This is a genomic window from Paraburkholderia podalyriae, assembly GCF_014397785.1.
GTDB classification, from domain to species: domain Bacteria; phylum Pseudomonadota; class Gammaproteobacteria; order Burkholderiales; family Burkholderiaceae; genus Paraburkholderia; species Paraburkholderia podalyriae.
This window is the reverse complement of record NZ_VZQQ01000017.1, coordinates 96,154-117,731: the sequence shown is the minus strand read 5'-3', so window position 1 is coordinate 117,731 and position 21,578 is coordinate 96,154. Positions and strand designations below refer to the sequence as shown.

17 protein-coding genes are annotated in these 21,578 nt (G+C 64.8%); 12 read left to right on the top strand and 5 right to left on the bottom strand.

Features of this window, described 5'->3' with window-relative positions:
- Positions 1–77: 77 nt before the first annotated feature.
- The gene (gene msrP / locus F6X42_RS21250; RefSeq protein WP_187636130.1) at positions 78–1,073 is read left to right on the top strand and encodes a protein-methionine-sulfoxide reductase catalytic subunit MsrP; all 996 of its coding nucleotides are present in this window, start codon (positions 78–80) and stop codon (positions 1,071–1,073) included.
- A 10-nt stretch (positions 1,074–1,083) separates the two neighbouring features.
- A complete protein-coding gene (msrQ, locus tag F6X42_RS21245) occupies positions 1,084–1,785 on the top strand; it encodes a protein-methionine-sulfoxide reductase heme-binding subunit MsrQ (RefSeq protein WP_187636099.1) in 702 nt (233 codons plus the stop codon).
- 117 nt (positions 1,786–1,902) lie between these two features.
- Here the strand turns inward: msrQ and lysA are convergent, their stop codons facing one another.
- Positions 1,903–3,165, bottom strand: coding sequence for a diaminopimelate decarboxylase (gene lysA, locus F6X42_RS21240; protein ID WP_187636098.1), 1,263 nt, complete (start codon positions 3,163–3,165; stop codon positions 1,903–1,905).
- Between the two features lie 9 nt (positions 3,166–3,174).
- Positions 3,175–3,519, bottom strand: coding sequence for an LPS translocon maturation chaperone LptM (gene lptM / locus F6X42_RS21235; protein ID WP_187636097.1), 345 nt, complete (start codon positions 3,517–3,519; stop codon positions 3,175–3,177).
- 35 nt (positions 3,520–3,554) lie between these two features.
- On the opposite strand from lptM, the gene cyaY reads away from it, so the two are divergent.
- Complete coding sequence (gene cyaY / locus F6X42_RS21230) at positions 3,555–3,875, top strand: iron donor protein CyaY (RefSeq protein WP_187636096.1); 321 nt, start codon at positions 3,555–3,557, stop codon at positions 3,873–3,875.
- 78 nt (positions 3,876–3,953) lie between these two features.
- Here the strand turns inward: cyaY and F6X42_RS21225 are convergent, their stop codons facing one another.
- Positions 3,954–6,350 carry a penicillin-binding protein 1A gene (locus F6X42_RS21225; protein ID WP_187636095.1) on the bottom strand — a complete coding sequence of 799 codons (2,397 nt, stop codon included), beginning with the start codon at positions 6,348–6,350 and terminating at the stop codon, positions 3,954–3,956.
- 270 nt (positions 6,351–6,620) lie between these two features.
- Between F6X42_RS21225 and pilM the strand changes: the two genes are divergently transcribed.
- From pilM to F6X42_RS21190, 7 genes are all read left to right on the top strand, one after another.
- Positions 6,621–7,610 (top strand): pilus assembly protein PilM, encoded by a 990-nt coding sequence (gene pilM / locus F6X42_RS21220; protein ID WP_187636094.1) that lies wholly within the window; start codon positions 6,621–6,623, stop codon positions 7,608–7,610.
- Positions 7,607–8,302, top strand: coding sequence for a fimbrial assembly protein (locus F6X42_RS21215; RefSeq protein WP_187636093.1), 696 nt, complete (start codon positions 7,607–7,609; stop codon positions 8,300–8,302). Before pilM ends, F6X42_RS21215 begins: the two co-directional genes overlap by 4 nt.
- A complete protein-coding gene (locus F6X42_RS21210; protein WP_187636092.1) occupies positions 8,299–9,231 on the top strand; it encodes a hypothetical protein in 933 nt (310 codons plus the stop codon). Before F6X42_RS21215 ends, F6X42_RS21210 begins: the two co-directional genes overlap by 4 nt.
- Positions 9,228–10,946, top strand: coding sequence for a type IV pilus secretin PilQ (locus F6X42_RS21205; protein ID WP_187636091.1), 1,719 nt, complete (start codon positions 9,228–9,230; stop codon positions 10,944–10,946). The genes F6X42_RS21210 and F6X42_RS21205 overlap by 4 nt, the downstream gene beginning before the upstream one ends.
- 114 nt (positions 10,947–11,060) lie before the next feature.
- On the top strand, positions 11,061–11,612 hold the full coding sequence (locus F6X42_RS21200) for a shikimate kinase (protein ID WP_090802131.1): 552 nt from the start codon (positions 11,061–11,063) through the stop codon (positions 11,610–11,612).
- Positions 11,612–12,697 carry a 3-dehydroquinate synthase gene (gene aroB / locus F6X42_RS21195; protein ID WP_187636090.1) on the top strand — a complete coding sequence of 362 codons (1,086 nt, stop codon included), beginning with the start codon at positions 11,612–11,614 and terminating at the stop codon, positions 12,695–12,697. Before F6X42_RS21200 ends, aroB begins: the two co-directional genes overlap by 1 nt.
- Before the next feature lie 114 nt (positions 12,698–12,811).
- Positions 12,812–14,035: a deoxyguanosinetriphosphate triphosphohydrolase gene (locus F6X42_RS21190; protein ID WP_187636129.1), complete on the top strand. Its 1,224-nt coding sequence runs from the start codon at positions 12,812–12,814 to the stop codon at positions 14,033–14,035.
- A gap of 112 nt (positions 14,036–14,147) precedes the next feature.
- Here F6X42_RS21190 and F6X42_RS21185 read toward each other — a convergent pair whose 3' ends face one another.
- Positions 14,148–14,528 carry an ElaB/YgaM/YqjD family protein gene (locus F6X42_RS21185; RefSeq protein WP_187636128.1) on the bottom strand — a complete coding sequence of 127 codons (381 nt, stop codon included), beginning with the start codon at positions 14,526–14,528 and terminating at the stop codon, positions 14,148–14,150.
- Between the two features lie 365 nt (positions 14,529–14,893).
- Complete coding sequence (locus tag F6X42_RS21180; RefSeq protein ID WP_187636089.1) at positions 14,894–15,619, bottom strand: OmpW/AlkL family protein; 726 nt, start codon at positions 15,617–15,619, stop codon at positions 14,894–14,896.
- 186 nt (positions 15,620–15,805) lie between these two features.
- On the opposite strand from F6X42_RS21180, the gene F6X42_RS21175 reads away from it, so the two are divergent.
- The gene (locus tag F6X42_RS21175; protein WP_013090727.1) at positions 15,806–16,513 is read left to right on the top strand and encodes a transposase; all 708 of its coding nucleotides are present in this window, start codon (positions 15,806–15,808) and stop codon (positions 16,511–16,513) included.
- Between the two features lie 340 nt (positions 16,514–16,853).
- Entirely contained in the window at positions 16,854–21,557 is a 4,704-nt protein-coding gene (locus F6X42_RS21170; protein WP_187636088.1) for a glutamate synthase-related protein, read from the top strand.
- The last annotated feature ends 21 nt before the right edge of the window (positions 21,558–21,578 follow it).

Genomic DNA, 21,578 nt, shown 5'->3' with positions numbered 1-21,578 from the left:
CAGACGCCCCCAAACGGGCGATCATCAATATGGCTTCGCAACGCGCGCGACGCGGCGGGCCGGCAAGGAGCAGCATGATGTGGATCAAGAGAAGCGACAGAATTGAACTGACCGGCGATGACATCGCGCGTAGCGAGATCACGCCACGGCACGTGTTCGAGAACCGGCGACGCATCCTGCAGGCAGCGGGCGCGATGGCGCTCGGCGGCCTGATCGGGGTGAGCGGCGAGGCGCTCGCGACATATTCGTCGCCCGATCCGAAGGCGCAGAAGCTCGCGGCGAAAACCAACACCAGGTTCGTCGCGCTCGACAAGATCACGCCGTACAAGGACATCACCACTTACAACAATTTCTACGAGTTCGGCACCGACAAATCCGATCCCGCGCAGCACGCGGGCACGTTGCGGCCGCATCCGTGGAAGGTGAGCGTCGAGGGCGAGATCAAGAATCCGAAGGTCTACGACATCGACGATCTGCTGAAGCTCGCGCCGCTCGAGGAGCGTGTGTACCGGCATCGCTGCGTCGAAGGTTGGTCGATCGTGGTTCCGTGGATCGGCGTCTCGCTGTCGGAACTGATCAAACGCGTCGAGCCGACCGGCAATGCGAAGTACGTGCAGTTCCTCACGCTCGCCGATCCGTCGCAGATGCCGGGACTGTCGGCGCCGATACTCGAGTGGCCCTACTCCGAAGGACTGCGGATGGACGAAGCGATGCATCCGCTGACGCTGCTGACGATGGGTCTCTACGGCCAGGTGCTGCCGAATCAGAACGGCGCGCCGGTGCGCGTCGTGGTGCCGTGGAAGTACGGCTTCAAGAGCGCGAAGTCGCTGGTGAAAATCCGCTTCGTCGAGAAGCAGCCGCCGACGAGCTGGAACACGTATGCTTCGAACGAATATGGCTTCTATTCCAACGTGAATCCGAATGTCGACCATCCGCGCTGGAGTCAGGCCACTGAACGGCGCATCGGCGAAGACGGTTTTTTCACGCCGAAACGTAAGACCCTGATGTTCAACGGTTACGGCGATCAGGTCGCGTCGCTCTATCAGGGCATGGACCTGAAGAAGAACTTCTGAGGCGGGCGCGATGGCATCCGATACGCAAACTGTCACCCGCAACCAGCCTGTGACGCGGCCCACGGCGCCGATGTCGCCGGCGAAGCGACGTGCCGCGGCCGGCGCGCGCTGGGTCGTACCGGCGAAAGTCGTGGTGTTCATCGCGGCGCTGTATCCGCTCGCGCGCCTCGTGCTGTTCGGCGTGACCGACCGGCTCGGCGCGAATCCGATCGAATTCATCACACGCTCGACGGGCCTGTGGACGCTCGTGTTCCTGTGCTTCACATTAGCCGTGACGCCGTTGCGCCGTCTGACCGGCGTCGCCGCGTTCATGCGTTTCCGGCGCATGCTCGGGCTCTACACATTCTTCTATGCGACGCTGCATTTCACCACCTACCTGTGGTTCGACAAGTGGTTCGATGTCGCGGAGATTCTGAAGGATATCGGCAAGCGGCCGTTCATCACGGTGGGTTTCGCCGCGTTCGTGCTGCTGATCGCGCTTGCCGTTACTTCGCCGCGCGCGATGGTGCGTCGGCTCGGGCGTCGCTGGCAGACGCTGCATCGCGCGATCTATGTGATCGGCGCGCTGGCGATCCTGCATTTCTGGTGGATGAAGGCGGGCAAGCACGATTTGCTGCTGCCGAAGATTTACGGTGCAGTGATGATCGCTTTGCTGGGGTGGCGCCTGGTGGTGCGGATACGTGAGCGAAGTATCAGAACGCGCGGACGGTGATGGCGAAAGGCTTTCGCGTCGCGCACGCCGCATCAAGGAAAAATGGCGATGCCACCCTGGCATCGCCATTTTCGCTGCTGCGCTTTATACCGTTGGTTCTGCCACCGGTTCCGACGCTTACGCCGGCAGAATCGTCTCACCCGCAAACAGCTGCTTGACCTCTTCGCGCGCGCGAACCACATGCGCCTGTGTAGCATCCACCATCACCTCGGCGGCGCGCGCACGCGTGTTGTAGTTCGAGCTCATCACGAAGCCGTACGCGCCGGCCGAGCGGATCGCGAGCAGATCACCGGGTTCGACTGCGAGCAGCCGTTCGCGGCCTAGCCAGTCACCGCTTTCGCAGACTGGGCCGACCACGTCATACACGTGCGCGGGTACATCGCGCTTCACGACCGGCTCGATCGCGTGATACGCGTCGTACATCGCGGGGCGCGCGAGTTCGGTCATCGCCGCGTCGACGATCGCGAAGTTCTTGTCCTCGCCGGGCTTCAGAAACTCGACACGTGTGAGCAGCACGCCCGCATTGCCGACCAGCGAGCGGCCCGGCTCGAAATAGACTTCGCGGTGACCGTGGCCGCGCGCTTCGATGCGATCGAGCACCGTGCGCACGAACTCGCCGATTTCCGGCGGCGTTTCGTCGTCGTAGGTGATGCCGAGACCGCCGCCGACATCGATATGGCGAATCGTCACCCCGTCCCGCTCGATCTGCTCGACGAGTTCCAGCATCTTGTCGATCGCGTCGAGATAGGGCGCGACTTCGGTGATCTGCGAGCCGATATGGCAGTCGATGCCAACCACCTCGAGATGCGTCATCGCCGCGGCCGCCCGGTAGGTGGCGCGCGCATCTTCGAACGCGACGCCGAACTTGTTCGTCTTCAGGCCGGTGGAAATGTACGGATGCGTTTTCGCGTCGACGTCGGGATTCACCCGAAGCGACACCGGCGCCTTCTTGCCCATCTCGCCCGCCACCGCGTTGAGCCGGTCGAGCTCGGGAATCGATTCGACGTTGAAGCATTTGACGCCGGCCGCGAGCGCGTCGCGCATTTCGCCCGCCTGCTTGCCGACGCCCGAGAACACGGTGTTTTCCGCTTTGCCGCCAGCCGCGAGCACGCGCGCGAGCTCGCCGCCCGACACGATGTCGAAGCCCGCGCCGAGGCGCGCGAACACGTTCAGCACCGCGAGATTGCTGTTGGCCTTGACGGCCACGTGCACGCTAGCGCGACGCCCGGCGCAGGCGCCCGCATAGGCGTTCCACGCAGCGCTCAGCGCGGCGCGCGAATAGACGTAGAGCGGCGTGCCGAACTGCTCGGCGAGGGAAACGGCGGACACGCCTTCGGCGTGCAATACGCCGTCGACGTAGTCAAATGCGGATCGAGTCATGCGAAAGTCTTATTGATCAGAAGGGACGGCGGAGGCGGGCAGCGGGACTGCGGGAGCCGATGCCGCCGAAGCGGGCGGCGTGGTGAGCTGGCTTTCGGGAGCGAGCGTCAGCGGCGTGCCCGAGGTGTCGGGGATCGAACCCATGTCGGCCGCGTTACCGCTAGCCGGTTGCGTTTGATCGGTCGACGGCGTTTGCGTGCGATGAGCCGGCGGGGCAGGCATCGGCGGTACGGTCGGCAGATAGAGCGAGCCGCGTTGGCCGCAGCCGGTGAGCGCACAACCTGCGAGAATGGTTAAAACCGCTACAATCGCGCGGCCGGACGCTGCCGCGCGCATCCGAGTTACGACTCGCATGACTGTCCCTGAATGAATAATCGATGGAGTTTAGCATGTCCGATAGTGATTACCTGACCCGTGCGGAAGCCGTGCTGGCCGCCATCGAGAGCGCGCTCGACGACACCGACGCCGACATCGAACTCGAGCGCAGCGGCAACGTTCTGACGCTCGAATTCGAGAACCGCACGAAGATCATCGTCAACCTTCAGCCGCCGATGAGCGAGATCTGGATCGCCGCCAAAGCCGGTGGCTTCCACTTCCGTTTCGTCGACGGAGAATGGCGCGACACGCGCAGCGGCTCAGAGTTTTTCGCGGCGCTGTCGCAGTATGCGACGGAGCAGGCGGGCGAGCCGGTGCGGATCGCCGCGCAATAAGCGCGAAGCGCTGTCAAAACAGAACCGCCGCGTATCGAACGCGGCGGTTTTTTCTTTCTACGGGACGTCGACGCGGCCTCAGTGCCCGCGGAACAGATTCATGATGTCCTGCTTTTCCTGCTCGCCGACCTGCTCCGGCGCCGCGGCTGCGGCGCTCGCCTCGGCGTCGAGTGTCGCCTGACTGACGCCGACCGTCGCGATGAAACCGTGGCCCGGCGTGAAGTCGTCGAAATAAAGCTCCGAGCCGATTTCGCTGACGTCGTCGGGGCGTGCCATCTTGTACTCGGGCACACCCTTCAGCGCGCGTCCCATGTACTCGATCCATATCGGCAGCGCCAGGCCGCCGCCGGTTTCCTTGTCGCCGAGGCTGCGCGGGTTGTCGTAGCCGATCCACGCGATCGCGGTGAGCGTGTGCTGATAGCCGGCGAACCACGCGTCGCGGGAATCGTTGGTCGTGCCGGTCTTGCCCGCGAGATCGGTGCGCTTGAGCACGTTGCTCTTCGCCCCGGTGCCGTGCTGCGCGACGCTTTGAAGCAAGCTGTTCATCACGTAGGCATTGCGCGGTTGGATCGCGAACGGCGCGCTTTGCCCGGCCACGAGCGGCTGCGCGTGCGCGACGACGATGCCGCGCTGATCGGTGACTTCGGCGATCAGATACGGATTGATCCGGTAGCCGCCGTTGGCGAACACCGAGAACGCGCCGGCCATTTGCAGCGGCGTCACGAGGCCCGCGCCGAGCGCCATCGGCAGATAGGCGGGGTGGCGGTCCGCGTCGAAGCCGAAGCGCGTGATGTATTGCTGCGCGTACTTCGGGCCGATCTGGTTCAGGATGCGGATCGACACGAGATTCTTCGATTTCTGCAGCGCGGTGCGCATCGTCATCGGACCGTCGAAACCGCCGCCGTAGTTTTTCGGCTCCCATGCCTGGCCGCCGGTTTCCGCCGCGCTGAAAAAGAGCGGCGCGTCGTTGATGATCGTGGCGGGCCCGAGGCCCTTTTCGAGCGACGCCGAATAGATGAACGGCTTGAAGCTCGAGCCCGGCTGACGCCATGCCTGCGTCACATGATTGAACTTGTTCTTGTTGAAGTCGAAGCCGCCGACCAGCGAGCGGATCGCGCCGTCCTGCGGCACCACCGAGATGAACGCGCCTTCCACCTGCGGCAATTGCGTGATCGACCAGTCGCCGTCGTCGTTCTTTACGAGCCGGACGATTGCGCCGGGCCGGATGCGCTGATTCGGCTGCGCGCGCGGGCCGAGCGCGAACTGCGCATAGCGCAGGCCGTCGCCGTCGATCGTCGCGACATTGCCGTCGATGAACGCCGCCTGCACCTGCTTCGGGCTCGCCGCCGTGACGACGGCCGCGATGATTTCGCCGTTATCGGGATGCTCGAGCAGCGCGTCGTCGATGGCCTGTTCGCGCTCGTCCGCGTCGGCCGGCAGATCGATGAACGCCTCCGGGCCGCGATAGCCGCGGCGGCGCTCGTAGTCCATCAGGCCTTTGCGTACCGCGTGATACGCGACGTCCTGATCGGCCGAATCGATGGTGGTCACGACGTTCAGTCCTCGCGTGTACGCCTCTTCGCGATACTGCGCGTACATCATCTGCCGCACCATTTCCGCGACGTATTCGGCGTGCACGCTGTATTCCTTGCCCATGCCTTTCACGACGAGTCGCTGCCGGCTCGCGTCGTCGTACTGCTCCTGGGTGATGTAGTGCAACTCGTACATGCGCTGCAGGATGTACTCCTGACGCACCTTCGCGCGCCTCGGATTGACGACCGGGTTATATGCGGATGGCGCCTTCGGCAGACCGGCGAGCATCGCCGATTCGGCGAGCGTCAGGTCCTTCAGATCCTTGCCGAAGTACACGCGCGCCGCGCTCGCGAAACCGTACGCGCGCTGACCGAGATAGATCTGATTCATGTACACCTCGAGAATCTGATCTTTGCTCAGCTTCGATTCGATCTTGTACGCGAGCAGCATCTCGTAGATCTTGCGCGTGTAGGTCTTCTCGCTGGACAGAAAGAAGTTGCGCGCGACCTGCATCGTGATCGTGCTCGCGCCTTGCGTCGCATGCCCGTTCGTCAGCGCGACGAAGCCGGCTCGCGCGATGCCAGTGAGATCGACGCCACCGTGCTCATAGAAGCGCGCGTCCTCGATCGCGAGGATCGCTTTCTTCAGGCTGTCGGGCACGTCCTGGATGTGCACGATGTCGCGCCGCTCCTCGCCGAATTCGCCGATCAGCACATGGTCGGCCGTGTAGATTCGCAGCGGCACCTTGGGCTGATAGTCGGTCAATGCGTCGAGCGACGGCAGGTTCGGCGTCGCGACGACGAGCGCATAGCCGAGCAGCAGCGCCACGCAAACGATGCCCGCGACGATCAACCCGACAAAGCCGAGGATGAGCTTCAGCCACAACGGGCGTTTGGGCTTTTTCGGCGCGGGCGGCGGGGACGTAGCAGACGTGGCTTGCATAGGAGTACCGGAAAAACAGTCCCGCGATTATAGCCGCCAGGGTTTTCCTGCTTTCGACAAGCTTACGAATGACGTGCAATCAGCGCACGCCGTGCGGCGCGGAAACGACTTCGCTGTAGTCCCAACTGTAGTCGCTTTGATATCGCTCGGGGCGGCTTCGCATCTGCGCTAGCCATTCGGCTGAATGTCGCTAGGACGTGCGTCTGCCGACAATGATCCCTCGTTACTCGCGTTCGAATGGTTCGTCGCGTGAGTCTGAGGGAGGGAGTAATGGCCAATAAAAATTCATGGCTTCAGGCGGTGCGGGAGGGCCGGCAGCGTTTTGCCGCCGGCATCGACGTCGGTTCGCACAACGTGCGTCTGGTGGTACTGAGTCAACGCGCACGGGGCGCGCTGCATCTCGAATATGTGAGCACGGTGGCGCTCGCGGCCGGCGCAATGGCGGGCACCGAGATCGTCGACCGGCAAGCCGTCGGGCGTGCGTTGCGCGATGCGTTCGCCGATTTGCCGCGGGTATGCGCGACGCACGCGCTGCGCTGCGCGATGGCCGTGCCCGCGTCGGCCACGCTGACGGCCACTGTACCGCTCGCGCGGCTCGCCGCGCAGAGCGACTGCGACGAAGAGGACGGCGGCGTCGCGCTCGCCGGACTCGCACCCGCGGTGATGGGAGAGGCGGAGCGCATCGCCGGGCTCGAGCGTCATGCGCTCGCGGTCGACTGGTATGTCGACGAGACACCGTCGCCGGTGCGCTCGGTGAAGATCGCCGCGACCGCGCGTCAGCATCTCGAAGCTCGGATCGAATGCGCGGCGACCGCCAGCATTTCGCTGTCCGCGATCGATGGCGAGCCTCATGCGGCATTACGCGCGCTGCGCTTCGCAGCCAGCCGCGAGCTCGACCCGAACGAGCCGTACGCGGCGGTGTGGGTCGGTACGGACGGCGTGTACGGCTGGAGCGTCGTCGATGGCGCGAGCGTCGGCGAGGTGCGCTATCCGGCGCCCGAGCATGCCGATCTCGGCGACGCGTTGCGCGATCTCGTGCGGGGTCCGGAGTTCGACTGCGCGCTGATCGGCGGCGAAATCGGGCTGCTCGACGGCGTCGGCTTTTCGCTCGCCGATATGGGCGACGTGCTTGGCTGCTCGGTGCTGCCGTTCGAGTGCACGCTGCTGGGCAGCCACGCGCGGCCGCTCGACGACGCGTTGCTGCACGAGCCGGCTGGCGCGGTCGCTTTCGGGCTAGCGTTACGCGGGGTGCTGGAATGATGCGCGGTCTGTCGTTTTCCCCGGGCGCGGCCGCGAGTCTGGATCGGTGTGATCTGCGAGCCACTGTGGGGTGGCTCGGCGGCTTCAATCTGCTGCCGTATCGGCAACGCAATGCGCGACTCGCGCGACGCCGCTGTATGCGCGACTGGGCTGTGGCGACTTGCGTCGGCGCCGCGGGGGTGTTGCTCGTCGCGGGCTGGCAGACCTTCGCCGCAGCGCGGCTCGATGCGCGGCGCGCGGCGGCCGGGCAGGCGCTGACGCGGCTTGCCGCGCCGCTCGCGGAGCACGCGAAGCTGTCGCGGGCCGAGCAGGAGCAGCGCGAAGCCGCGGCGCGCGCAGCGGACCTCGCGACGCCGCTCGCGCATCTGCGCGATCTGCTCGAAGCGCTGAGCTTCGAGCCGGGCGATCGCGTCGTGTTGCGGCAGTTGCGCCAGCGTGAGTACGAGACCGAACTGCTGGCGACTTCGAGCGGCCATCTCGCGTCGGCTGAATGGCTCAAGCGGCTCGGCGCGATTCACGGGATGCAGGGCGCGGAGATGCGCGATCTGCATCGACCGCAGCAGAAGGGCGGCCCGTCGACGGAACCAGCGATTGGCGGACCGGTGGAATTCGATGCGCGCCTGCGCTGGGGCGATCCTCCGCCCCAAGCGACGCGCGCCTTGAAGGCCGCAAGACCGGGAGGAGCACGATGAGCACGACTTTTTTCGAGCCGCGCGGCGCGGCGCACGTGTCCGCCGGTTTTTCGCGCTGGGTCAAGTGCGCGCGTACGCCGTTCGAGGCCTGGAGCCGGCGCCGTCGCTGGCTCGTCGCGGTGACGCTTGCCGTGCTCGTGTTCGGCCTCGGCGCGTACGGCTGGACCGCGGCCGATCTCGCCGGACTGGTAGCGAGCCGCGCGGCGCTCGCCGTGAGCACGCAGCGTCTCGCCGATGCGCGGCACGCGCTCGCGCAGCTGCCGTCGCTGCGCCGCGCAACCGAGGCGATGCCGGCCACGGCGTCGAGCGCTGTGCCGTGGAATTCCGCCGACGACGTGCGCATCGTCTCCGAGCTGGCCACGCAGAGCGGCGTCGCGTTGCTCGCGGTGGAACCGGGCACGGCGAGCGGCGAGGGCGTCGAGCGGATGCGCGCGCTGCAACTCACCGCGCGCACGGACTTCGTTCACCTGATGGCATTTTTCCATGGGCTCGCGCAACTGCCGGTGCTGATCGTTCCCGGCGACGTGACCGTCAAGCAGGATGGCAAAGGGCTGGCGGTGGCCGCGACGCTGCAGGTGTACGACGCGCTGCGGCCGGCGCCCGAGATCGCGCTGACGAGCGCCCACGCGAGCCCTGACGCCGACGAGGCCGCCAACGATGACGACGAAGATGTCGTATTCTTCGATCCGTTTGCGAAACCGCGAATCTCCACGAGCGGCGAGCCGGGCGATGGGTCGCAGTTGCGGCTTGTCGGCTTGCTGCGCGATCGCACCCGCGGGCTCGCATTGATCGATACGCCGGATGGCGCAACGACGGTCGCGGCCGGGCAGCAACTGGGCGTCGAGCGGGTTACGCAGCTCGACGCGCTCGGCATTACGCTCGCGAATGGCGGCGCGACGCGCCTGCTGACGCTGACGGAGGCGTCATGATGCGCCCGCTCGAGCGATGGAGCACGGCAACGTCGGGTGTCGGACGTGAGATCCGCGTCGGCTTCGGGCTGTGTGTCGGGCTCTACGTCGCTGCGACGCTGGGCGCCGGGCTCGCGCAGGCAGCGACGCCACCGCTGCTGCCGCCGTTGCCGGCTTACGCGGCGCTCGACGACCTTCCCGCATCGGCCAATCCCGCCCACGAGATCGCGCCGCTGCCGGGCGGCAGCGTCGGGCAAGCGGCGAATCCGTTCGGCGACGTTTCTGCGCAAAACGCGGCCCAGGATTCGGACGCCCTGCCCGGGACCCCGCATTCCGCGACAGCGCCCGACGCTTCCGCGGACGACGTCGCGAGCGACCCGATCCCGCCGCCGTCGCCTAAGCAACCCGGCGCCACGGCTCGCGACGACAGCGCCGGCACGCCCAGTCTCGAAGGCCCGCCGGTCCCGCTGCCGCCGCAGCGGCGCCTCGCCGACGCGTCGGCCAGTGCCGACTCGGGCCTTCCCGCGGGCAACAAGCCGATCTCGTTGAACTTCCAGCGCGCGCAACTCGGCGCGGTCCTGAAAGCCTTCGCCGAGTTCACCGGCCTAAACATCGTCGCCAGCGACAAAGTGCGCGGCGCCGTGTCGATACGTCTCGACAAGGTGCCGTGGCGCACCGCGTTCGACACCTTGCTCGACGTCAACAATCTGGCGATGGAGCGCCACGGCAACGTGATCTGGGTTGCGCCTGCCGCCGAACTCACCGCGCGCGAACGTCAGCGCTTCGAAGCCCACGCCCGCGCCGCGGACCTCGAGCCGCTCGCGAGTCGCACGTTCGAGCTGCACTACGCGCACGCCGAGGACGTGCGGCGTCTGCTGACCGGTTCCGGCACCCAGCGCGTGCTGTCCAAACGCGGCGCAGTCACTGCGGATCCGCGCACCAACCTGCTGTTCGTCACCGATCTCGCGGGGCGGCTCGAGCAGATCGCGGCGCTGATCGCTTCCGTCGATCGTCCGACCCGCCAGGTGCTGATCGAGGCTCAGATCGTCGAAGGCGACCAGGGCTTTTCACGCAATCTCGGCGTACGGCTGTCGCTCGCTGGCACGAGCGCGGACGGTACGGCGAGGGGGCTGACGGGAGGAACGGACGGCTCCGTGTACGATCTGTCGGCCCGTCCGATCTCCGGGTTCGATGCCGCGACCGCCGGCCTCACGCTGTTCGCGGCGCGCGCGACGCGGCTGCTGAATCTCGAGCTGTCGGCGCTCGAGTCCGAGGGACATGGGAAAATCGTGTCGAGCCCGCGAGTCGTCACCGCGGACCGGATGAAGGCGATCGTCGAGCAGGGCACCGAGCTGCCGTATCAGGCGAAGGTCGGGCAGGGCGTATCGGGCGTGCAGTTTCGCCGCGCGACGCTCAAACTGGAGGTCGAGCCGCAGATCATGCCGGATGGCCGCGTGGTGCTCGATCTCGATGTCGCGAAGGACAGCGTCGGCGAGCAGACCGACGCCGGGCCCGCGATCAACACCAAGCACGTGCAAACGCGCGTCGAGGTCGAGGATGGCGGTACGGTGTCGATCGGCGGAATTTACGAGACCGACGACCGGGACGACGTCGAGCGCGTGCCCATCCTCGGCAAAATACCGGTTCTGGGCGCGTTGTTCCGCCATCGGACTCATCGCGACACGCGCAGCGAACTGGCTGTTTTCATCACACCTCGCGTGGTGCGAGAGAATTAGGGCGCATAGGGCGAGATGGCGCCGCCCTTCCCCGGTGGCGCGCAGGCTCGACAAGGCAGCCGCTTTGCCAGTAAGCTGCGGCACGAACTACACCGGATTAGCCAGAGGACACCGTTGCAAGCGCGGGACGCACACGCCAATGTTTTTTTCGTAGGGCTCATGGGGGCAGGAAAAACCACTGTGGGTCGGGCGGTTGCGCGCCGTCTCGAGCGCCCGTTCTTCGATTCCGATCATGAAATCGAGGCGCGCACGGGCGCGCGCATTCCCGTGATCTTCGAGCTGGAGGGCGAAGCGGGCTTTCGCGATCGCGAAGCGAGCGTGATCTCCGAGCTGACCGGGCGCGACAATATCGTGCTCGCGACGGGCGGCGGTGCCGTGCTGCGGCCGGAAAACCGCGAAGCGCTGAAAAGCCGCGGCCTCGTGATCTATCTGCGCGCCAACCCGCATGACTTGTGGCTGCGCACGAGGCGGGACAAGAATCGCCCGCTGCTGCAAACGGAAGACCCCAAGGCGCGTCTCGAAGCGCTCTATGAAGTGCGCGACCCGCTGTACCGCGAATGCGCGCACTTCGTGATCGAAACCGGCCGGCCCTCGGTCAACGGGCTCGTCAACATGGTTCTCATGCAGCTCGAGATGGCCGGCGTCGCCAAACATCCTGCGTCATAATGGACCGTATGATTACCGTCAACGTCGAACTGGGCGAGCGCGCCTATCCCATCCATATCGGTGCCGACCTGATTGGCCAGACCGAGTTGTTCGCGCCGCATATCGGCGGCAACTCGGTCACGATCGTCACCAATACCACCGTCGATCCCCTCTACGGCGACAAGCTGCGCGCGGCGCTCGCGCCGCTGAACAAGCAGGTCTCCACGGTCGTTTTGCCGGACGGCGAAGCGCACAAGAATCTGCATACGCTGAACCTGATCTTCGACGCGCTGCTCGGCTCGCGCGCCGACCGCAAGACTACGCTGATCGCGCTCGGCGGAGGCGTGATCGGCGACATGACCGGGTTTGCCGCCGCCTGCTACATGCGCGGTGTGCCGTTCATCCAGGTGCCGACCACGTTGCTGTCGCAGGTGGATTCGTCGGTCGGCGGCAAGACCGGCATCAATCATCCGTTGGGCAAAAACATGATCGGCGCGTTCTACCAGCCGCAGGCGGTGATCGCTGACATCGGCGCGTTGCGTACGTTGCCCGGACGCGAACTCGCGGCGGGCATCGCCGAGGTCATCAAGACCGGCGCGATTGCCGACGCCGGTTTCTTCACCTGGATCGAGGCCAACATCGAGGCTTTGAACCGCTGTGAATCGAAGGTGTTGGCCGAGGCGGTCAAGCGCTCATGCGAGATCAAGGCGTCGGTGGTGGCGCAGGACGAGCGCGAAGGTGGTCTGCGCGCGATCCTCAACTTCGGTCACACGTTCGGCCACGCGATCGAGGCTGGGCTCGGCTACGGCGAGTGGCTGCACGGCGAGGCGGTCGGCTGTGGGATGGTGATGGCCGCGGATCTGTCCGTGCGCCTCGGCCATCTCGACGAAGCGTCGCGCAAGCGGCTCGTCGATGTGGTGCTTGCCGCGCGTCTGCCAACTCGTGCACCTGCGCTCGGCGCGGACCGCTACGTCGAGCTGATGCAGATCGACAAGAAAGCGGAAGCCGGCGCGATCAAGTTCATTCTGCTGAAGCGTTTCGGTGAGACACTGATCACCCGGGCGCCCGACGCCGACGTGCATGCGACGCTGGCCGCCGCCGTCTAGATCCTCGACGGCCCTGCAGCCACGCTTCACGCACCTGCGTCACGCGGCGCCGCCCATGTTTCGGAGAACCCGGTGACTGACAGGCGCAGCGACGATATCCAGCATGACCCGAGCTTGCGCGCAGCCGCCGGGAATGGTGCCATCGCCCCGGATGCCGCTGCCGCCGCACCCGCCGTCGCCGCGCCCGCGGTCGCCGTGCCGACCCAGCAGGCGCTCGAAGTGCATCTCGCGCCGTACGCCGCGCATTCGAGCCAGTCACGCGGGCGTCGCTATGCGGAATCCGCGCCGAGCGCGCGCACCGAGTTTCAGCGCGACCGCGACCGCATCGTCCACTCGACCGCATTCCGGCGGCTCGAATACAAGACTCAGGTATTCGTCAATCACGAGGGCGACCTGTTTCGCACGCGCCTCACTCATAGCCTCGAAGTTGCGCAGATTGCGCGCTCGGTCGCGCGTAATCTGCGCGTCAACGAAGATCTCGTCGAAGCGATTTCGCTCGCGCACGATCTCGGCCATACGCCGTTCGGCCATGCCGGCCAGGATGCGTTGAACGAATGCATGCGCGAGCATGGCGGCTTTGAGCACAACCTGCAGAGTCTTGCGGTCGTCGACGAACTGGAAGAGCACTACGGAGCTTTCAATGGCCTGAACCTGTGCTTCGAAACGCGCGAGGGCATTCTCAAGCATTGCTCGCGTGATAACGCGCGCCGGCTCGGCGCGTTGGGCGAGCGTTTTCTCGAAGGACGGCAGCCGTCGCTCGAAGCGCAGATCGCCAACGTCGCCGACGAAATCGCGTACAACAATCACGACGTCGACGACGGTTTGCGCTCCGGCCTGTTGTCGCTCGAGCAACTCGCCGAAGTAGAACTCTGGCAGACGCACTGTGAGGCGGCGCGTGGCGACTATCCGCGGATCGAAGGGCGTCGGCTGATTCACGAGACGGTGCGGCGCGTGATCAATACGCTGATCGTCGATCTGATCGAGACGACGCGGACCAATCTCGCGCGCTACGCGCCGGCGTCACTCGACGATGTGCGCGCGGCGCCCCCGCTCGTCGCGCACAGCGATGCGATCGCCGCGCAGGCCGCGGCGCTCAAGCGCTTTCTGTTCAGGAACATGTACCGGCACTATCGCGTGATGCGCATGGCCAACAAGGCGCGCCGCGTCGTCGTCGGCCTGTTCGACGCGTTCACCGACGACCCGAGGCTGCTGCCGCCGGACTATCAGTCCGCGGATGCGGCGCGCCAGCCGCGTCTGATCGCGCATTACATTGCGGGGATGACCGATCGCTACGCGCTGAAGGAGTATCGGCGGCTGTTCGTAATCGACGAAAACTAGGCGCTAGCGGTTAGCCGCGTGCGAGGCGCGGCAAGGAGTGACGTTCGGCCGCGCGGCATCGAATGCGGCCGTCGAGCCCCCTGCCAGCACCGTCAAGCCGCGCCGGCCCGTGTCACCGCGAGCGGGACGCCAGCAGCGCCCCCACCACCAGCGCAAGTCCGCCGACGATCGCAATCGTCTGCCAAGGATTTTCATGCACGTAGTGGTCGGCGTCCGAGATCGCGACGCCCGCACGGTCGCGCATTGCATCACGCGTGTCGTTCAGCCGCTCGCGCGCGGCGTCCAGCTGTTTACGCAGCTTGCCGCGCAGCGCCACGGCATCGGCCTGCGTGCCGTCGGTCAACGTCGATTCGAGTTCCGACAGCAGGGTGCGCAACTCGACCGCGATATCTTCTGCCGCATGGCGGCTATGGCGAGCGATGCGCCGCGCGCGGCGACTCGCGCTGGTCCAGGATTCGCCGAGGGCGTCTCGCGTATTTGGAAGTGCTGTCATGGTCGCTCCGTCGATGAGTTGAAAGGCCCCGCGCATCGTCGCGCGGACACGCTATGCGCAGACGCGGGATTACGCTGCAGCACAGGAAACGCCATCTAAACGCAACTTCGATGCCAAGCGCTGCATCGCCCGCAACGTTGCACGCGCGCGGCTCGCGCCAGCACGGGTGGACGCGTATCGTCGCCAGATTTTGCACACAGGCGAGCCGAATCCGCGTCAAATTTACAAACGCTCACGTCGCATGGCGCGGCCATCCCGATGCAACAGAGACGCCAAATCAAAACGCCGTCATCGACTCGATGACGGCGTTCCCCAAGGCGCGAAATTCGACTACCCTAATTCAAGCCACCCGCTCTCGCGAGGCGTTAGAAACGGTAACCGACGTTGACGTAAGTGACGATCGGGTTCAGCTTGATCTTGGTCTGCGATTGCACGGTCAGCGTGCCGACCGGCGTCGTCGACGCCGAACTGAGCTTTGCGGTCGTGCTGAGCGGCAGGTATGAGATCGACACGCCGGCGAACCAGTGTTGATTGAAGGCGTACGTGAAGCCCGCATTAAACACGGGTTCCCACGAACTATCCGTCGACACACTGGTCGGACCATGCAGAACGTTGGCTTCGAATGCGCTGTTGGAAATGTGTTCGTCGGTGAACCAGATGCGGCTCACACCGACACCGAGATACGGGCGGAACGAAGCGGTCGGCGCGTTGAAGTAGTACTTGAAGAGCAGCGTCGGGCTCCACTGTTTGGCCTGCCCGAGCTTGCCGAACTGCTCGAAGCTGCCCGTGCCGTACAGGTCGAAAGTAGGGGGGACGCCAATGACGAACTCGGCTGCGATGTGGTCGGTGACAAAATAGCCGGCGGTAAAACCGATGGTATCGGCCGAACTCAGCGAGGCGCCGGTGTTGGGTTCGGTGATGTTGGTTGGGCTACCGCCAATGCTGGTCACTCTCAGCGGGTCGCTGCTCGATTGGGGCGCAAGATGGAACCAGCCGGTCGTGAAGTAAATGGTGCCGGCCGATTGGGCGTGCGCTGCCGTACTCATGCAGGCTAGCACCGCCATCCCCGTTACGGCCTGTTTTAATTTCATATGTGCTCTCCAAAAAAGGCCCGCTCATTATGACTACAACGTTTGAAACAAACCAGACGCGGCGGTTAGAGTTTTCTCCCTAAGCGCCGCGTGGTTTCTGGCTTGGCCGCATGGCGCCGAACCTTGCGCCCATGCGGCTCTTCGGACCTTCGGGTATATACCAACGCGACTATTGGACACTCCAGCATGGCACGGCTTGCACGTCTTTATGTCCCCGACCAGCCGCAGCACGTCATCCTCCGCGGGCTCGACCAGCAGCCCGCCTTCGTCGACGACCAGGACTACGAGCTTTTCATCGACTGTCTGAAGGCGGCTTCCCGGGACCATCACCTCTCCATCCACGCTTATGCCCTGATGCCGGGCGCCGTGCAACTGCTCGTCACGCCCACCGAGGAGTCGAGCCTGCCCAAGGCGATGCAGGCTGTCGGGCGGCGCTACGTCGCGCACTTCAACCGGCGCTATGCGCGTCGCGGCACCTTGTGGGAAGGCCGTTACCGGGCGACGGTGATCGAAGGTGAGCGCTACTTTCTGCTTGCGAGCCGGGTCGTCGAAATGTGTCCGGTGCGTTTGCAACTGGTGAATGCGGCCGAGGATTATCGCTGGTCGAGCTATCGTCATCACATCGGCCTTACTCTTGACAGCTTGATCACGGATCATCCTCTGTATTGGTCGCTCGGCAACACGCCGTTCGAGCGACAGCGCGCTTATCGCGAACTGTGCGAGCAGCCACTCGACGAGCGCGAGGCGAGTCAGCTCCAGCAAGCTACGTTGAAAGGCTGGGTGCTGGGCAGCGACACCTACCGCGAATGGGCGGCGCGAGCCGCGAACCGGCGTGTGTCGCCGCTGCCGCGTGGCCGGCCTCGCAAGGTGCGCGAGACGCCGCATACGCAGTGAGGCGCCGCGAGGTGACACCTGCCCCGCATTAGCGCTGCTTCAGATCGGAAGAAAGAGTTTTACATCAAGGGACTGTATGAAGACGGCATCTGAAATGCCGTTTTCTTTGCCCCAAAATAGATATGACACCAATAAAAATTAGCCGCAATGCACCAATTTGATAATCGGTGTCAGATCATCACGTTTTATTTGCTATTTCATTGATTCGTCGCGTATATTCCGATTTCCGACGCATTTCGCCCTGCGCTGCAAGAAGAGCGTCGTCGTGGTTGCGAAGCGCACTGCGGCAAAAAAACAATGGTTTAACGGCCTGTCCGGCCTCCTCACAGACGGTGTCCCTATGAACGACCACCAGCAACCGATTCACCCGGTTCCCGCCGCCCAAGGTCTGTACGACCCGCAAAACGAGCATGACGCCTGCGGCGTCGGCTTCGTCGCCCATATCAAGGGACACAAGAGTCATGAAATCATCCAGCAGGGCCTGAAGATTCTCGAGAACCTCGACCACCGGGGCGCCGTCGGCGCTGATCCGCTGATGGGCGACGGCGCGGGCATCCTGATCCAGATTCCGGACGGCTTCTATCGCGAAGAGATGGCCAGGCAGGGCGTGACGCTGCCGCCGGCTGGCGAATACGGCGTCGGCATGATTTTCCTGCCGAAGGAGCACGCGTCGCGCATCGCCTGCGAACAGGAGCTCGAGCGAACGGTGAAGGCCGAGGGCCAGGTCGTGCTCGGCTGGCGCGATGTGCCGGTCGACCACGCCATGCCGATCTCGCCGACCGTGAAGGCGAGCGAGCCGCTGATCCGCCAGATCTTCATCGGCCGCGGCAAGGACATCATGGTGACCGACGCGCTCGAGCGGAAGCTGTATGTGATCCGCAAGACCGCGAGCCATCGCATCCAGGCGCTGAAGCTCAAGCACGGCAAGGAATACTTCGTGCCGTCGATGTCGGCGCGCACCGTCGTCTACAAGGGTCTGCTGCTCGCGGGCCAGGTCGGCGTGTACTACCGCGACCTGCAGGACGACCGCACTGTCTCGGCGCTCGCGCTTGTGCACCAGCGCTTCTCGACCAACACGTTCCCGGCGTGGGAACTGGCTCACCCGTACCGTATGATCGCCCACAACGGCGAAATCAACACGGTGAAGGGCAACGTCAACTGGCTGAACGCGCGTACCGGCGCGATCGCCTCGCACGTGCTCGGCGACGACCTGCCGAAGCTGTGGCCGCTGATCTATCCGGGCCAGTCGGATACGGCCTCGTTCGACAACTGTCTCGAACTGCTCGTGATGGCCGGCTACCCGCTCGTCCACGCAATGATGATGATGATCCCGGAAGCCTGGGAACAGCACACGCTGATGGACGATAACCGCCGCGCATTCTATGAATACCACGCCGCCATGATGGAGCCGTGGGACGGCCCGGCCGCGATCGCGTTCACCGACGGCCGCCAGATCGGCGCAACGCTCGATCGTAACGGCCTGCGTCCGGCGCGCTACATCGTCACCGACGACGACCTCGTCATCATGGCGTCGGAGGCCGGCACACTGGCGATCCCCGAATCGAAGATCGTCAAGAAGTGGCGTTTGCAGCCGGGCAAGATGTTCCTGATCGACATGGAGCACGGCCGCATCATCGACGACAAGGAACTGAAGGACAACCTCGCGAACGCCAAGCCGTACAAGAGCTGGATCGACGCGGTGCGCATCAAGCTGGACGAGATCGAGGCGAAGGCCGAAGACGTCGTGACGGAACGCCGCGAAGCGGCTGCTTTGCTGGATCGCCAGCAGGCGTTCGGCTACACCCAGGAAGACCTGAAGTTCCTGATGGCGCCGATGGCGCAAGCAGGCGAGGAAGCCGTCGGTTCGATGGGCAACGACTCGCCGCTCGCGGTCATGTCCAACAAGAACAAGACGCTCTATCACTACTTCAAGCAGCTGTTCGCGCAGGTCACGAACCCGCCGATCGACCCGATCCGTGAAAACATGGTGATGTCGCTCGTGTCGTTCATCGGCCCGAAGCCGAATCTGCTCGACACGAACAACATCAACCCGCCGATGCGTCTCGAAGTGTCGCAGCCGGTGCTCGACTTCAAGGACATCGCGAAGATCCGCGCGATCGATCAGTACACCGGCGGCAAGTTCAGTTCGTACGAGCTGAACATCTGCTATCCGGTCGCTTGGGGCAAGGAAGGCATCGAGGCACGCCTCGCGTCGCTGTGCGCAGAAGCCGTGGATGCGGTCAAGTCCGGCTACAACATGCTGATCGTGTCGGACCGCAAGACCGATCGCGACAATGTCGCGATTCCAGCGCTGCTCGCTACCGCCGCGATCCACACGCACCTCGTGCAGCAGGGTCTGCGCACGAGCACGGGTCTCGTCGTCGAAACCGGTTCGGCGCGTGAAACGCACCACTTCGCGCTGCTCGCGGGCTATGGCGCGGAAGCCGTGCACCCGTACCTCGCAATGGAAACGCTGAGCCAGCTCGCGGCAGGGCTGAAGGGCGACCTGTCGGCGGAGAAGGCGGTCTACAACTTCACGAAGGCAGTCGGCAAGGGCCTGCAGAAGGTCATGTCGAAGATGGGCATTTCGACCTACATGTCGTACACCGGCGCGCAGATTTTCGAAGCGGTCGGTCTCGCCGCGGATCTCGTGTCGAAGTACTTCCACGGCACGTCGTCGAAGGTCGGTGGCATCGGTCTGTTCGACGTCGCGGAAGAAGCGATCCGTCTGCACCGCGATGCGTTCGGCGACAACCCGGTCCTCGCCAATATGCTCGACGCGGGCGGCGAGTACGCCTACCGCGTGCGCGGCGAAGAACATATGTGGACGCCGGATGCGATCGCCAAGCTGCAGCACTCGGCGCGCAGCAACTCGTACCAGACGTACAAGGAATACGCGCATCTGATCAACGATCAGACCAAGCGTTACATGACCTTCCGCGGCCTGTTCGAGTTCAAGTTCGATCCGACCAAGGCGATCCCGCTCGACGAAGTCGAGCCGGCGAAGGAAATCGTCAAGCGTTTCGCGACCGGCGCAATGTCGATGGGTTCGATCAGCACCGAAGCGCACGCCACGCTCGCCGTCGCGATGAACCGGATCGGCGGCAAGTCGAACACCGGTGAAGGCGGCGAAGATGCGAACCGTTACCGCAACGAACTGCGCGGCATTCCGATCAGGAACGGCGACACGATGAAGTCCGTGATCGGCGACGAAGTGGTCGTCGACATTCCGCTCAAGGAAGGCGATTCACTGCGCTCGCGCATCAAGCAGGTCGCGTCGGGCCGCTTCGGCGTGACCGCGGAGTACCTCGCGTCGGCCGATCAGATCCAGATCAAGATGGCGCAAGGCGCGAAGCCGGGCGAAGGCGGTCAGCTGCCGGGCCACAAGGTGTCGGACTACATCGGCAAGCTGCGTTACTCGGTGCCGGGCGTCGGCCTGATCTCGCCGCCGCCGCACCACGATATCTACTCGATCGAAGACCTGGCGCAGCTGATTCACGACCTGAAGAACGTGAACGCGTCGTCGAGCATCTCGGTGAAACTCGTGTCGGAGTCGGGCGTCGGTACGGTTGCCGCCGGTGTCGCGAAGGCGAAGGCCGATCACGTCGTGATCGCCGGTCATGACGGCGGCACCGGTGCGTCGCCGCTGTCGTCGATCAAGCATGCGGGCACGCCGTGGGAACTGGGTCTCGCCGAAACGCAGCAGACCCTGGTGCTGAACCAGCTGCGCGGCCGTATCCGCGTGCAGGCCGACGGTCAGATGAAGACCGGCCGCGACGTCGTGATCGGCGCGCTGCTCGGCGCGGACGAGTTCGGCTTTGCGACGGCGCCGCTCGTCGTCGAAGGCTGCATCATGATGCGCAAGTGCCACCTGAACACGTGCCCGGTCGGCGTCGCGACGCAAGATCCGGTGCTGCGCGCGAAGTTCCAGGGCCAGCCCGAGCACGTCGTGAACTTCTTCTTCTTCGTTGCCGAAGAGGCGCGCGAAATTATGGCGCAACTCGGTATCCGCAAGTTCGACGACCTGATCGGCCGCGCGGAACTGCTCGACACGAAGAAGGGCATCGAGCACTGGAAGGCGAAGGGCCTCGACTTCTCGCGTGTGTTCTACCAGCCGCAAGTGCCGGCGGAAGTCGCGCGCAAGCACGTCGACGTGCAGGATCACGGCCTCGACCGCGCGCTCGACCACACGCTGATCGAGAAGGCGAAGGCCGCGATCGAGAAAGGCGAGCACGTGTCGTTCATCCAGCCGGTGCGCAACGTGAACCGCACGGTCGGCGCGATGCTGTCGGGCACGATCGCGAAGAAGTACGGCCACGAAGGTCTCGCGGACGACGCGATCCACATCCAGCTGAAGGGCACCGCGGGTCAGAGCTTCGGCGCGTTCCTCGCGAAGGGCATCACGCTGGATCTGGTCGGCGACGGCAACGACTATGTGGGCAAGGGCCTGTCGGGCGGTCGCATCATCATCCGTCCGACCAACGATTTCCGCGGCAAGTCGGAAGAGAACATCATCTGCGGCAACACGGTGATGTACGGCGCGATCGAAGGCGAAGCCTTCTTCCGCGGCGTGGCCGGCGAGCGGTTCTGCGTGCGTAACTCTGGCGCGACGGCGGTCGTCGAAGGCACGGGCGACCACGGTTGCGAATACATGACGGGCGGCACGGTCGTCGTGCTCGGCGAGACGGGCCGTAACTTCGCGGCCGGTATGTCAGGCGGCATCGCGTACGTGTTCGATCCGGACGGCATGTTCGCGAGCAAGTGCAACAAGTCGATGGTCGCGCTCGAACCAGTGCTGCAACAGGCCGAACAGGAGCGCACGATCGACCAGGGCGTATGGCATCACGGCACGACCGACGAAGCGCTGCTCAAGGGGATCATCGAGCGTCACTTCCAGTTCACGGGCTCGACGCGTGCGAAGGCGCTGCTCGAAAACTGGGACGCGGCGCGCCGTCAGTTCGTGAAGGTGTTCCCGACCGAATACAAGCGCGCGCTCGGCGAACTCGCCGCGAAGAAGGCGAACAGCGAAGTGCTCGCCGCCTGAGCTGCTTTCACGGAAGTCACC